The organism is Streptomyces sp. NPDC088747 (assembly GCF_044751025.1).
Lineage (GTDB): Bacteria > Actinomycetota > Actinomycetes > Streptomycetales > Streptomycetaceae > Streptomyces.
Window position 1 is genome coordinate 169473 of sequence record NZ_JBIVKZ010000012.1, and the last position, 13377, is coordinate 182849.

14 protein-coding genes are annotated in these 13377 nt (G+C 69.8%); 5 read left to right on the forward strand and 9 right to left on the reverse strand.

Going from position 1 to position 13377, the window contains the following annotated elements; all coding sequences use genetic code 11:
* The first annotated feature begins 257 nt into the window (after window positions 1–257).
* The gene (locus ACIP79_RS26805) at window positions 258–2672 is read left to right on the forward strand and encodes a SpoIIE family protein phosphatase (RefSeq protein WP_401227360.1); all 2415 of its coding nucleotides are present in this window, start codon (window positions 258–260) and stop codon (window positions 2670–2672) included.
* 53 nt (window positions 2673–2725) lie between these two features.
* Here the strand turns inward: ACIP79_RS26805 and ACIP79_RS26810 are convergent, their stop codons facing one another.
* From ACIP79_RS26810 to rpmF, 3 genes are all read right to left on the reverse strand, one after another.
* A complete protein-coding gene (locus ACIP79_RS26810; protein WP_401227218.1) occupies window positions 2726–3118 on the reverse strand; it encodes an SCO5389 family protein in 393 nt (130 codons plus the stop codon).
* A gap of 137 nt (window positions 3119–3255) precedes the next feature.
* On the reverse strand, window positions 3256–4206 hold the full coding sequence (locus ACIP79_RS26815) for an ATP-binding protein (RefSeq protein WP_401227220.1): 951 nt from the start codon (window positions 4204–4206) through the stop codon (window positions 3256–3258).
* 1 nt (window position 4207) lies between these two features.
* Complete coding sequence (gene rpmF, locus ACIP79_RS26820) at window positions 4208–4378, reverse strand: 50S ribosomal protein L32 (RefSeq protein WP_383686807.1); 171 nt, start codon at window positions 4376–4378, stop codon at window positions 4208–4210.
* A 298-nt stretch (window positions 4379–4676) separates the two neighbouring features.
* Between rpmF and ACIP79_RS26825 the strand changes: the two genes are divergently transcribed.
* Window positions 4677–5072 (forward strand): luciferase family protein, encoded by a 396-nt coding sequence (locus tag ACIP79_RS26825; RefSeq protein ID WP_401227222.1) that lies wholly within the window; start codon window positions 4677–4679, stop codon window positions 5070–5072.
* An 11-nt stretch (window positions 5073–5083) separates the two neighbouring features.
* Here the strand turns inward: ACIP79_RS26825 and ACIP79_RS26830 are convergent, their stop codons facing one another.
* Together ACIP79_RS26830 and ACIP79_RS26835 are read right to left on the reverse strand one after the other, a co-directional pair.
* Window positions 5084–5806, reverse strand: coding sequence for a transporter substrate-binding domain-containing protein (locus ACIP79_RS26830; RefSeq protein ID WP_401227224.1), 723 nt, complete (start codon window positions 5804–5806; stop codon window positions 5084–5086).
* A 193-nt stretch (window positions 5807–5999) separates the two neighbouring features.
* Complete coding sequence (locus tag ACIP79_RS26835; RefSeq protein WP_401227225.1) at window positions 6000–6944, reverse strand: hypothetical protein; 945 nt, start codon at window positions 6942–6944, stop codon at window positions 6000–6002.
* 556 nt (window positions 6945–7500) lie between these two features.
* Here ACIP79_RS26835 and ACIP79_RS26840 point away from each other — a divergent pair.
* The gene (locus ACIP79_RS26840) at window positions 7501–8169 is read left to right on the forward strand and encodes a TetR family transcriptional regulator (protein ID WP_401227361.1); all 669 of its coding nucleotides are present in this window, start codon (window positions 7501–7503) and stop codon (window positions 8167–8169) included.
* Window positions 8170–8286: 117 nt separating this feature from the next.
* Window positions 8287–8673, forward strand: coding sequence for a Zn-ribbon domain-containing OB-fold protein (locus ACIP79_RS26845; protein ID WP_401227226.1), 387 nt, complete (start codon window positions 8287–8289; stop codon window positions 8671–8673).
* Between the two features lie 89 nt (window positions 8674–8762).
* On the opposite strand, the gene ACIP79_RS26850 is transcribed toward ACIP79_RS26845, so the two are convergent.
* Entirely contained in the window at window positions 8763–9593 is an 831-nt protein-coding gene (locus ACIP79_RS26850; protein ID WP_401227228.1) for a pectate lyase, read from the reverse strand.
* 27 nt (window positions 9594–9620) lie between these two features.
* Window positions 9621–10595 carry a polysaccharide lyase family 1 protein gene (locus ACIP79_RS26855; RefSeq protein ID WP_401227229.1) on the reverse strand — a complete coding sequence of 325 codons (975 nt, stop codon included), beginning with the start codon at window positions 10593–10595 and terminating at the stop codon, window positions 9621–9623.
* Window positions 10596–11035: 440 nt separating this feature from the next.
* Here ACIP79_RS26855 and ACIP79_RS26860 point away from each other — a divergent pair, with 440 nt between their 5' ends.
* Window positions 11036–11722 (forward strand): hypothetical protein, encoded by a 687-nt coding sequence (locus ACIP79_RS26860; RefSeq protein ID WP_401227231.1) that lies wholly within the window; start codon window positions 11036–11038, stop codon window positions 11720–11722.
* Window positions 11723–11765: 43 nt separating this feature from the next.
* On the opposite strand, the gene ACIP79_RS26865 is transcribed toward ACIP79_RS26860, so the two are convergent.
* Together ACIP79_RS26865 and ACIP79_RS26870 are read right to left on the reverse strand one after the other, a co-directional pair.
* The gene (locus ACIP79_RS26865) at window positions 11766–12152 is read right to left on the reverse strand and encodes a PPOX class F420-dependent oxidoreductase (RefSeq protein WP_401227232.1); all 387 of its coding nucleotides are present in this window, start codon (window positions 12150–12152) and stop codon (window positions 11766–11768) included.
* Window positions 12153–12411: 259 nt separating this feature from the next.
* The gene (locus ACIP79_RS26870; RefSeq protein WP_401227233.1) at window positions 12412–13287 is read right to left on the reverse strand and encodes an NAD(P)H-binding protein; all 876 of its coding nucleotides are present in this window, start codon (window positions 13285–13287) and stop codon (window positions 12412–12414) included.
* Between the last annotated feature and the right edge of the window lie 90 nt (window positions 13288–13377).

The following is a 13377-nucleotide window of genomic DNA, read 5'->3' on the forward strand; positions in this document are numbered from 1 at the left end:
ACGCGGGGGCCGCGCGCAAGCACATCCCTACACAGTCACGGAGAGTGACTGACATGGAGTGGCGCGGATACCTCGATAGCCGAGCGAAAGCCGTGTTCCGCCCTCATCTGCTCCACCGTGCGTCTCACTAAAGCCCGCGCGACAGTCGTACAACGTGAAGAATGGCTGCGAGGGGGTAGGACCACCTTCGGAGAGCGGAGAGGGTCGCGGTGGCTTCGAGCAAGGAACGGGATGTGGCGGCCCGGCAGCGCTTCGACATGGCTGACGCCGTGCCCCTGCTGCTCGATGCCCGCAGGGCGGTGACCAGCTGGACCGCGGACGCCGAACGGCTGCTCGGTTACACCTCCGGGGAAGTGCTCGGACGGCCCGCCGCCGACCTGCTGATTCCCGAGGACGCGGCGCGGGTCCCGGAGCTGGCCGAGCGGTGCCGCGGCGACGGCGGCTGGGCCGGGCTTCTCTCCGCACTGCACCGCGACGGGCACCCGCTGAGGCTGATGGTGCGGGTCGTTCCCCTGCGGGCGGGCGGCGGCCCGGCGCGCTGGGTGGTGCTCCTGGCCGAGCTGGCGGACGGCCGGGGCTGGGACATGAGCCGGTCGGTGCTGGAGCGGATCACCTCGCGTTCGCCGGTGGGCATAGCGATTCTGGACACGGACCTGCGGTACGTGTGGTCCAACACCGCGCTGGAGCAGTTCGGCGGCGGCCCGCCAACCCGGCGCCTGGGGCGCAGGCTCGCCGATGTGCAGCCGGGTCTCGACGCCGAGCTGATCGAGGCGCAGATGCACCGGGTGCTGGAGACCGGCGAACCGGTGGCCGGGTACGAGCACGTGGGCCGGCTGCGCTCCGCGCCGCACCGCGAGACGTCCCACTCCATGTCGTTCGTCCGTCTGGAGGACGACCAGGGTCACCCGATCGGCGTGTACTACACGGTCGTCGACATCGGCGAGAGCTACCGCGCCCGCCGCCGGCTCGCCCTCCTCGACCGGGCGGGCGAACACATCGGCCGCAGCCTGGACGTCATGCAGACGGCGCAGGAACTGGCCGATGTCGCCGTGCCGGGGCTGGCCGACTTCGTGACGGTGGACCTGCTGGAGTCGGTGCTCAAGGGAGGCGAACCCGCACCCGGTCCGCGCAGTGACGCGGAGACGGTGCGGCTGCGGCGCGCCGGGCAGCGGTCGGTGCAGGGCGGCATCCCGGAAACCGCTGTCGGGATCGGCGATGTCGTGGCCTACGGGGCGGGCTCTCCCCCGATCAGGTGTCTGACCGACGGCGAGTCCTGGCTCGATGAGCGGCTGGACCCGCTCGCCAGGGAGTGGACCACCGGGGCTCCAGGGGGCCGGGCCGTCTCCTTCCTCGACCTCGGGCTGCACAGCGTGATGGTCGTGCCCATCCAGGCCCGCGGCGTGACCCTGGGCATCACCACGTTCTTCCGGCGCAGCCGCCAGGACCCCTTCGACGGGGACGACCTGGGCCTGGCCGAGGAGTTCGTGGGCCGGGCCGCCCTGTGCGTGGACAACGCCCGCCGCTACACCCGCGAGCGCGACGCGGCACTGATCCTCCAGCGCAACCTCCTCCCCCACCGCTTCCCCGACCAGGAAGCGGTGGAGGTCGCCGCCTGCTACCGGCCCGCGGACGAGCTGACCGGTCTCGCCGGCGACTGGTACGACGTGATCCCGCTGTCCGGGGCGCGGGTGGCCCTGGTGGTGGGCGAGGTGGCCGGTCACGGCATCGACGGCGCCGCGGCCATGGGACGGCTGCGGTCGGCCGTGCAGACCCTCGCCGATCTGGACCTGCCGCCGGAGGAGGTGCTGGCCCACCTCGATGACGTGGTCAGCCGTTCCGCCCGGGAGGAGGGCACCGGCGCCGACGACCGCACGAGCGGCATGCAGGCGGTCGGCGCCAGCTGTCTGTACGTCGTGTACGACCCGGTGAATGGGCACTGCGCCATGGCGAGCGCGGGCCATCCCGCACCCGCGATCGTCGCCCCCGACGGCACCGTCACGTTCGCGGACCTCCCGGCCGGTCCCCCTCTTGGCGTGGGCGGCCTGCCCTTCGAGTCCGTCGGCCTCGATCTCGCGGAAGGCAGTGTGCTCGCGCTGCACACCGACGGCCTCATCGCCACACCCCGTACCGGACGGGACCCGGAGGCGGGCCGGGAACGACTGCGCCTCGCGCTGGAGGCACACGGGCAGGAACTGGACGGACTGTGCCGACGGATCGTGGACGACCTCGTGCCGACACGTCCGTACGACGACGTGGCGCTGCTGATGGCCCGCACCCGTCGGCTCGGGGCCGGGCAGGTCGCGACCTGGGACCTGCCCATCGACCCGGCCGTCGTCGCCGAGGCCCGCAAGTCGAGCTCTCAGCAGCTGCACACCTGGGGTCTCGACGAACTGGCCTTCACCACCGAGCTGGTCGTGAGCGAACTCGTCACCAACGCTATCCGGCACGCCTCCGGCCCGATCCGGCTCCGCCTCATCAGCGACCAGGCGCTGATCTGCGAGGTCTTCGACGGCGGCGCGACGGCCCCGCACCTGCGACACCCCAAGACGACGGACGAGGGGGGCCGCGGACTGTTCCTGATCTCCCAGTTCACCCAGCGCTGGGGCACCCGCTACACCGCCGAGGGAAAGATCATCTGGGCGGAGCAGTCCCTCACGGAACCGACGGTCTGACATACGCGGACGGGGGCCGTTCCACCGAACGGCCCCCGGACACGGCTGCCGGTTCAGCAGTCGCGGAACTCGGGCGACTGATTGAGAATCTGCGAGCGCAGCGAGGTGAACCGGGCGTGCGTCTCGCCGCCCTGGGCCGCTGGGCGGAAGACGGCGACGCGGTGGCAGTTCATGAACGCGAGGGTGACGCCGAAGTGCCTCTCCAGGCTTCCACGGATCGCGTCGCTGGCCAGCGCCCGCAGCAACTGCCCGCGTTCCCTCTCCGAGGGCGGCGGCGTGTGGTTGTCGGCGAACTCCCGCTGCCCGTCGCCCAGTTCGCCGACAAGTCCGGCGATGAGGTCATAGGCGTACGGCAGTGACGTACGGACGGTTTCCACGAAGTCCCCTTCGCTGACCTGACCGCGTTCGGCTTCGGCGAGCAGCTTCGGGGAGACGTCGAGTGACATGAGAGAGCAGTCCTGTCGCTAGCTGTTTTTCGATGGTGTGCGGTGTCGCGAGGGGGGCGTACGGGGCCGCTCCACGGCCCGTGTGCCGCCGCGTCGCGGGCCGTGGCCCGGCGGATTTCGCCCGTTCGGACGCGGTGTTACGCGAGGGCGTCCGGGCCGTGCCGGAAGCCGGGGTCGATCTGTGCGGAGAGGTCACCGCCGGTCGCCCGGTCGGCCCAGGCGGCGGCGTTGCGGAGGTGGAAGGCGACGGCCTGTTCCTGGAACACCGCCCAGTCCTTCGTACGGGCGTCCAGCGCGGTTCGCAGCTGGTTCAGGGCGTGCCGGTTGTGCGGTTCCAAGTCGCCCTGTTCCCGGCCCTGTTCGCGGGCCCGCACCCAGGAGGAGTGCTGGAAGTACGTCAGCAGGTCGTCGCCGACGTGCTCCTTGAGGAACAGCACGTCGTCCTCGCCGGTGACCTTGTTCCCGATCACGGCGATCGGGATGTCGAACTCCTCGGCGTGGTCACGGTATTGGCGGTACACCGAGACACCCTTGCGGGTCGGCTCGGCGACCAGGAAGGTCAGGTCGAACCGGGTGAAGAGGCCGGAGGCGAAGGCGTCCGCGCCCGCGGTCATGTCGACGACGACGTACTCACCGGGGCCGTCGACGAGATGGTTGAGGTAGAGCTCGACGGCTCCGAGTTTGGAGTGGTAGCAGGCCACCCCGAGATCGCTCTCGTCGAACTCGCCCGTGGCCATCAGCGGTACGCCGTCCACCTCCTGGATGTGGTGGGAGTGCACGGCGTCCGAACCGAGGAGCTTCAGCAGGCGCGATCCCCGTCCCGGCGGGGTGGTCTTGATCATGGCCTCACCGGACGTGATCCGCGGGTTGTCGCCGCGCAGGAAGTCCTTGATCTCGCCCAGCCGTGTGCTGAGGGGCGCCACGGTGAGGGACTGGCCGTCAGCCAGGCCGAGGGCCTGGGCGAGGTGCTGGTTGATGTCGCCGTCGACGGCGACGAGGGGCGCACCGGCGTGCGCGAGGTGGCGGGCGAAGAGCGCCGACAGCGTGGTCTTCCCGCTGCCACCCTTCCCGACGAAGGCAGCACGCACGTCAGCCCTCCGGCCGCAACAGCCCGCGCTCGTACGCCTTGGCGAGTCGCTGCGGTACGAGGTACGAGGACCCGTCGACGGTGACAGGGACGAGCGGCACAGGCGCGGCCTTCCACTGTGCGCGGCGGTGGCGGGTGTTGCTGCGGGACATCTTCCGTTTGGGAACGGCCATGCGGATCTCCTCGTGAGCGTCGGGCTGACACGGCTCACGCTATCTGAAAATGGATCCCATTACCAAGATGTGCCGTCGGCCCAGCGAGTTACGCCGCGGACGACGCACTCGCGACACGGGCGTCCGGAATCACCAGGGACCAGGGGTCCTCTCACGGGTCACACGAGGCGATCCACCTCTCGCGCGGCACCCGCTTCGCGCGAATTCCGAGGCCGAACAAGGACATTCACGCGATATCCGCCAGTTACGCATTTCCCAAATCCTGGTGGACTGCCGGTGAGCGGGTCATGATGTAGTCATGACGATGGCGCTGCGGGCGTTGACGCGACTGGCGAGTTGGCCGGACCTGGCCGAGGCCTCGCCGAGCTGCGGCACGGGGCGGGCACTGCGCTCGGAGCAGGGCGAGATCGTCCACTTCCATACGGAACACGACGTCGACCTGCATCTGACGGGCCCTGCCATCCGGCGGTTCGAGGACTACCTGAGGGACGAGTCCGCGGTCCACATGGTGTCCGGTTCGCGCTGGGTGACGATGCGTCTCGAAGTCGACTCGGACGTCGATCTCCTGCTGACCCTGGTGAGCGCCGCCCTCCACGCCCACCAGTCGTCACAGCCCGCAGCGGCCGACGCCCCTCCCCCGGGGTGCAATGAACACCGGGGCATGGCACTTCCGCGCAACGGTGTCGGCGGCTGAGGAGCCCACCTCTAGCGGGGCGGAGCGAGCAGGGCTTCCGACTGGTCCGCGCGGCGCAGGGCCTCGGCGATGAACCCGTCGGCCTTCAGTTCCTCGACGAGGTCGCGGAGGAACCGGACGGTCTCGGGCCGACGGCTCGGCGTCGTGCCCACCGCCTGCCGGATCTGCATGAACCGGCCCTCGACCAACCGGAGTCCGGGACGCGCCGCGACGTACTCGGTCAGTGGCTGCCGGATCCCTGCCAGGGCCTCGACCCCCTGGGCAAGCAGCTCGTCGAACCCTTCCTCGCCCCGGACCAGGCCGGCGTGCCCGAGCGTGCGGGACAGGTAGAGGTCGTACGCGGATCCGCGCTGCACGCCGACCCGTACGCCCGCACGGTCGACGTCGGCGACCGTGGTGAGGTCCGATTCGCGTGGCACGGCGTACACGCCGTCGATCACGACGTACGGCTCGGTGAAGGCGACCTCGGCCGCCCGTACGGGCTCGATCGCCAGGAAGCACAGGTCGGCGCGGCCCGTCGTCATCGCCTCGAACGACTTGCGTGCCGCGTCGAAGCAGACGAGCTCCACCGGGAGCTCCAGCCGGGCGCCGACCTCGCGCGCGATGTCCACGGTCACGCCGGTCGGCGCGGTCAGTGTGCCCTGGGCCAGCACCGGATTGCCGAGGTTGATCGACGCCCGCAGCACACGCTGGGGCGCCAGGTCCTTGGCGAGGTCGGCGGTCGGGATCGTCATGGCCGGAGTTTAGGACACCCCTCGCGGACACCGTCGCCGGCCTGCTCGGAGTCGGTCCAGGGAGGTCAACACCGCCTGGAACTTACGCAGTTGGTGGAGGGTCGGCCTGGAAGCACGAGCGCGGCCCCGGCACTCGCACACGCGTGGAGCACCGGGGCCTTTCAGTGCCGTCGAAGTCCGACGGCACCCGGCGTCAGGAGTGGGTGCCCGTGGCGCGGCGGCGGCGGGTGACGACGGTGATCACGGCACCGGCGGCCAGGAGGGCTCCGGCTCCGGCAGCGATCGGCAGGGTGTTGCCACCGCCGGTCTCCGCGAGGTCGCCACTGGGAGCCGTGGAGGCACCGCCGTCGGGCGTCGCCGGGGCGGGCGTTGTCGACTCGGACTCCGACGGGCCGGCCGGCGTGGTCGACTCGGCGGGCTCCGGCTCGGTCGGGGTGGCCGGTGTCGAGGCCGGGGGCGTCGACACGGGCGGGGTCGAGGCCGGGGGCGTCGAGGCGGGAGGCGTCTCCGGGGTGGTCGGCGGCTGCTCGGTGCAGTCCTTCGTACCGCCGTTCCAGGCCGCGATCAGCTTGTCCTTGATGACCGGGCGGTCCGGGCCCTTCGGCAGCTCCCCGTGCTCGAAGCCGTCCTTCGCGTCGAGAAGGCCGTCGAACCTGACCGCGCCGCGGTAGAGGTCGATCTGCGCGAAGCAGCCGGCGTCGGGCACGGAGATGTCCAGGGAGTCGGTGGCTCCCGGCTTGACCGTGACCGTGTCGAAGTCGTGGAAGACCTGCTCACCGGAGGTGTTGAAGGTGGCGCCGTGGGCGCGGTACGCGGCGAGCGAGGCGGTGCAGGTGGTGGCGTCACCGGCGGTGCGGACCTTGATGTGGACCTTGCCGTCGTCGGTGGGCTTCAGCGTCTGGTCGTCGACACGGACCGAGTCGTAGAAGTCCGTCCCGTCCAGGGAGAACTGGCACCGGTCGGTCTCGGTCTTCGTGCCGGCGCCCTTGCCGGGTGCGTAGTCGCCACCGGACTTCTCCCAGCCGTCGCCGCCGGGAGTGCCGTGGGCCCAGGCACCGGTCGTCGACGCCGAGAGGGCGAGCGCCACCGCGCCCGTCCCCAGCAGGCAGCGGAGGGTGACACGTCTCGCTATGGACATGCGTATCCCATCATGATGTTGCGGAACCCGGTCGACGGCAGCACGGCAGCGCGAAGCAGCCGGGGGCCGCACCGGGGGTGAGTGGTCGAAGAAACACTGGGCGCACTGGTCAAATGGGCCACAGCTCGACCACATAGTCGATCAGCGCGTAGGGGCTGTCAACCTCGGTGAATACACGACGACTTCACAGCTCGTCACATCCAGGACACATGAGGAACTACCGAGTCCGCCCCGCTCCCGCGTGCGACCACGATGCCACCGCCCGTCACCTGGGACTGCCCGGCGGCGAGGAGAACGGCGAACGGGAGATCGCCACTCCCCCGCGAGGCACTCAGTACCCTCGGACATAAGCACTGAGTACCCCCCTCCCCACTTCGATGCTATTTTCCCGACCATGAACGACGGACGCCCGCCCCACGAGACCGCAGAGCCGACGACCGCGGAGATCACGGCCGCGGAGCCCACGACCACGGAGCCCACGACCACGGAGATCACGGCCGCGGAGCCCACGACCGCGGAGCCCACGACCACGGAGCCATCGACCGCGAAGCCGCCGATGCGGGACGCCCTGGTCGCGGCGGCGTTCCAGTTGTTCATCGAGCGCGGCTACGAACAGACGACGGTCGACGACATCGTGGCCCTCGCCGGCGTTGGGCGGCGGTCGTTCTTCCGCTACTTCCCCTCCAAGGAGGACGTGGTCTTCCCCGACCACGAGCGGTGCCTGGCCGACATGACGGCCTACCTGAGCGAGGGGACCGACGAGGACGACCCCCTGGAGCGGGTGTGCGACGCCGTTCGGCTCGTACTGCGCATGTACGCCGAGAACCCCGCGTTCTCCGTCCAGCGTTACCGCCTGACCAAGAAGGTTCCCGGGCTGCGCGCGTACGAGCTGTCGGTCGTATGGCGCTACGAGCGAGCCATGGCCGACTACCTCCAACGGCGTTTCGCGGGCCGGCCCGACGGCACCCTGCGGGCCGACGTGGCGGCGGCCGCGGTGGCCGCGGCGCACAACAACGGCCTGCGGACCTGGCTGCGCGCGGACGGACGGGGCGACGCGACCGCGGCGGTGGACCACGCGCTCGCGTACGTGCGCACCACGTTCGGCGATCCGGCGGACACCGGGGCCGCCGAGGAGCAGGAGGACGTGGTGGTCGTCATCTCGCGGCGCGGGGCACCGATGTGGCGCGTGGTGCGGGAGATCGAGTCCACGCTCGGACAGAACTGACCGCATTTCGAGGGTACCGAGTACCTTTACTGGTGGCACTCAGTGCCATACGCTGTGACTCGTGCCGGGGCGGGCCCGCGCACCTCCGGTTCCGGCCGAGCGCAGGGAGACGACTTCGTGTACCTCACCGCCACAGGCGTCGACTCGGCGCCCATCGAGGCTCCGGCCGCCAACGCCCTCCTTTTCCAGCGCTGCCACTGGTGCGGCACCGCGATGTTCCACCGCCTGCTGTGCCCGGTGTGCGCGGGCAGCGACCTGCGAACGGAGGCCAGCACGGGGGCGGGCGTCGTGCGGCATTCCACCGTGGTCCACCGCAACACCCCGGCGGCGCGCAACGTCTCCCTCATCGAGATGTCCGAGGGATTCACCGTCCAGGGCAGGGTCATGGGCCCACCCGCCGGCATCCATCGAGGCGACCGCGTCCAACTCGCCACGGCCCAGGACGCGGTACGCCGACAGCCGGTGTTCCAGATCATCGACGGCCCTTACCACGGCTGGAGTTGACGGGCGCCCCCTCAGGCCCGGAACGGCCCGGCGCCCGAACGAACCGCCGTGCGTGGCCGGTTCGCCCGGACGCCGGGCAGGATCGCGCGTCAGCTGTAGGTGACGTCGGACGTGGCGTAGCGGCAGTACGTGCTGTCGGGGCCGGTGCCGTTGCTGCTCGGCTCCGCTCCGGTGTTGTTGCCGATGTACTTCTGGCAGGGAATGATCTTCTTGCTGGTATCCCCGACGATCTTGATGCCGCGCAGGGTCGCGCTGTCGCCGTAGTTGGTGTTGATGCCGACGATCCGGCTGCCCTTCCAGGCCACCTCGATGTTGTTGAGGTTGATCGTCCGCTTGTACTGCGTCGAGCAGTTACCGCACGACCGGATGAAGGTGCCGAAGTTCTTCACCGCGAAGTTGGAGACATTCAGCGTTCCGGCGCCGTTGAACTGGAACACCTTGTCGCTGGCCTCCTTCGCCCCGCCGCCCGAGACGGTGTAGACGTTGGACGACGAGGAGCCGCGGAAGGTCGCCGCGTCCTCACCGACGTCCTCCCACCAGACGTTCTGGAGCGTGCAACTGCCCGCGCAGTGGATCCCGTCGGCGGCGGGGGCGCCGATGATGACGTTCTTGAGGACGGTGCCGGCGGCCAGTTGGAGGATCGGGCCCTGGTCCTCGTCCTGGCCACCGCTGCCGAGGTCGCCGGTGCCGTAGAGCCGCACCATTCCGTAGTCCTTGGTGCCGGAGAGCGAGATGGTGGAGGAGACCGCCTGACTGCCGGTCGCCGACGGCCAGGTCGCGGCGCTCGCCGGGGAGAACACGCCATTTGCCATGATCATGCCAACCGAGAGGCCGAGTGCGGCGAGACCGCCGGCCACCTTGCGCCTGGACTCCCGGCGCGTGCCCGGCGCCCGAGTCTTCGCCTGTACTGGTGAGGTCATGTCCCGATTCCTTCTTCCGGTGGGGGGTCAGAGTTTCCCGGCGCCCGCACCGGACGTCACCGAGGCGACGACGGTCGAGGCGGGCTCCGCGGTGTAGCCGTAGGGCGGGGTGGTGAAGGTACCCACGCGCGAGACCTCGGTGGCGGCTCCGCCGAGGTCGTTGCCGCGCAGGTTGGCGTAGCCGTCCACGTCGCTGCTGCGGTTGGTCGTCACCGCGATCTTCGTGGTGCGGAAGACGTTGTTCTCGACGAGCAGTTGCGCGCCCATGCGTGAGTGCACGGCGGTGTCCGCGCCCACGACGTAGTTGTCGTAGAAGTGGCCGGTGCCGAAGCGGAGGCTCGGGATGCGTGAGTAGACGTTGCTGAAGTGGTTGTGGTGGTACGTGACCTTCAGGTGGCCGGTGTCCTCACTCGCGTTGCTGTCGCTGTGGCCGACGAGCGAACCCTTGAAGTGGTCCTTGAAGGTGTTCCAGGACACCGTGACGTTGTCCGAGGCGTGGGTGATGTCCAGCAGACCGTCGTAGTAGTCCTTGTCGTGGGTTCGGTCCGCCGAGAAGGAGTTGTGGTCGATCCAGACCCGCGTCGACTCCTGGACGGTGATCCCGTCGGACGGCGCCAGCGGCTTGCTGATGTTCAGGTTGCGGATGACGACGTTGGTCTCCTCCTTGAGCCGCAGCCCCCCGCCGGTGAACCCGGACGACGAACCGACGCCCAGGACCGTGGTGTTGGAGCCGACATCGACCTGACCGCTCAGCGTGATCAGGCCGTTGACCCGGACCACCTTGGCCGTGTCACCGGTCACCGCCGTCCGGAAGGCGTCGAGAGTGGAGACGGTGACAGCGGAGGCGCTTCCGCCGCCCGTCGTCCCGGCGCCGAAGCCGACGGGCGACGTCTCGGCGGCCCCGGCGGGCTGCGGCAGGACGAGAGCGCCGACGACGGCCACCACCGCGGTCGACGCCAGGGCCAGTCTGCGGATAGTTGGTCGTGGGGGGCCTGTACGCATGCGGCTGCGTCCTTTCGGTAGCGAGGTAGCGAGGTAGCGACCATGGGTCACGCACGCGGCCATGTGGGCGGTCATGCACACGGCCAGGTAGGCGGACATGTAGGTGAACGACGTGCTTCGATCTGAACGATGGCTGGCGTGCGGCAACATCCGTACGGAGCCCACCGGAAGCCTGCGGTTTACATCCCCAGGTGATGCGACCGGGATCTGATGTCTCGTATACGAGATGTCATACGCGGGTCATGTCACTGAACGGGAACGTAGAGGGCAAGCGCTTTCTAGTCAACGCTTCGCGCAGAACACATCCGGCCGACCGCGAGCGCGGTCGTTCCGTTTGTGGGCATTGGGGTGTTCGCCGGATGAGGGGGCCGGGCGTCGATAGCGTGCTCAGGCCACTGTTCAGGTGACTGTGCACCACGTACACGAGGGGGGAATTGCGTATGGGGAGCAAGCGCGTGTCCGCGGCGCCGGGAAGACTGGTCCTGGCACTGCTGGCGGGAGCCGTTCTCGTCCTGTCCGGGCCGGGCTCCGCCCGCGCCACCACGACCGTCGACATACCGGCACCCACCGAGGGCGGCATCTCGGCGACCGTGAAGTTCTACGGAGCCGTGGTGCCGCGGCCCTACAACCCGGACCCCACCGCCTACTTCGGGGACCGTAAGTGTCTGACGGTCTACCACGACTACAACGCGACGCCGGGCTGCGGCGGCTTCAAGCTCGACGTGATCCTGCACAACGTGCGCGTGCAGCCCGGCTATCTGGCCGGACTCAGCAGCGTGGGAGGCCGGTTCGCGGCGTACGCCGACACCGCGCGGACCTTCGGCTGCCTGCGGGCGGACGGCACCTTCGACCACGGCACGAGCTTCGTCGTCCGCACCGAGCGACAGCCGCTCCTGGACAACTACTTCTTCACGGAGAGCAACTACATCCTGGACTGGGACCGGAACCACGCCGACGACGAGGGTCCGCGGTTCTACGTGAACTACGCCCCGGTGCAGGTGACTTGCCCCGACGGCATGACCCCGGCCCAGTACGGCCTCAAGGTCACCGACGTGACCGTCTCCATCGACGACCCGAACGTCTTCGGCAGGACGACCTGGACCACTCCGGGCCCGTTCTACGCGTAGGACCGGTGCGAGGGCCCGGCGCGTGCCGGGCCCTCGTGTCGCGTCAGGCGGTCGGGGTGACGCGGATCCCGATCGTCCCGTTCGCTCCGCGCCGCAGGCGGCTGCCGAGGAGGACGAGGCGGCCGGTGATGCCGTACTTGCGGGCAAGCAGTTTGCGATAGCGGGCGGTCTCCGCCGCGTCGAGAATCTCGGCGGTGGCCGGGACCGGCTCGCCGGTCGCGTTGCCGCGCACGTCGCAGGGGCCCACCATGACGTCCGCCCGGTTGCGGATCCGCTTCACCTTCCAGCTGTCCACGACCGTCCAGACGCCGAGCGCCTCGCCGTCCCGCACCACCCACACGGGCGTCGCGACACCGGTGCCGTTCTTCCGGTAGCTGGTGACGAGCAGGTACTTGCCCGAACCGAGCGTGTCGAGCTTGGTGTCGTCCATGGGCGAAGTCTAGTTGTACCGACCCTCAGGGTTGTTGGCGCGACGGACGGGCGGTCGACCATCTAGTGCGGTCGGCGTCGAGGGCGTTCGGAACTGGGGAGCCGGGCCGCGAACGGACACGATCCCCCGAACATCCCGTTCTCGGCGCGCTATCCCTGTTGATCATTTTTACGGGCGGCATCGCCCGACGCCGACGTGCGGGGGCGCTTCCTTCGGTGCTGGATCGGGCAGCAGTGCCGGGCACTGACCGGCGCGCCGATCAGGACTGGACGGCAGGCTTCAGGATGTCCTGGCACCACTGGCGGAAACCGGTGGCGGCGGCGGAGGCCGGGTCGCGGGGTTCGGCGTCGTAGATTCCGTGGTTCTGCGCGTCGACCATGTCGGCCATGTCCTGGGCCAGTGCCGGGCTCGCGCCGTGCTGCACCAGGCGGGCCTGGAAGTCCGCGAGCGGGGCCTGCTCGTAGCGCACCGGGCGGCCCAGGATCTCGGAGATGATCTCGGCCATGGCGTCGGGGGTCAGGCTGTCGGGGCTGACCAGGGGAACGCGGGCCTGGCCGCTCCAGGCGGTGTCCAACAGGAGCGCTGCCGCCGTGGCAGCCACGTCCCGGGTGGCGACGGTCAGCAGCGGCTGGTCCGCGGCGTTCGCCATGGAGAACACTCCCTGTTCCGCGATCGACTGGGTCTGACGGATCAGGTTCTCCATGAAGAACGGCAGCGCCAGGGCCCGGTACCGCACGCCGGTGCTCTCGATCAGCTCGTCCATGTCGAGCGCGGCCGACAGGAGTCCGGCCTCGTCCTGGTAGCCGTGGCCCAGGGAGGTGACGTGCACCATCCGTACGTCCCGGCTCGCGGCCTCCCGGGCTACGGCCCGGGTGAAGTCCAGGTAATAACGCCTGGCGGGGCCTGCGTCCTGGAAACCGGCCGGGGGTACGAGCCAGAACAGCCGGTCCGCGCCCTCCAGTGCCTTCGCGATCGTGTCCGCGTCGGCGTGGGAGCCCTCCACCACCTCGACCTGGGGGTGCTCCGGGAGGCGGGAGGGGTCGCGGACGATCACCCGCACCGGCTCACCGCTTTCCAGGACGCGGTCCAGTACCTGTCGGCCGATGTCACCGGTCGGCGTGGTAATGACGATCATGAGGGTCTCCATACGTGGCGGTCGACGGCGAACACCCGGGACGCCGGGTGATCGCTTCCGAGTGAACCCGGAGCAACGCCGCAGGTGAAG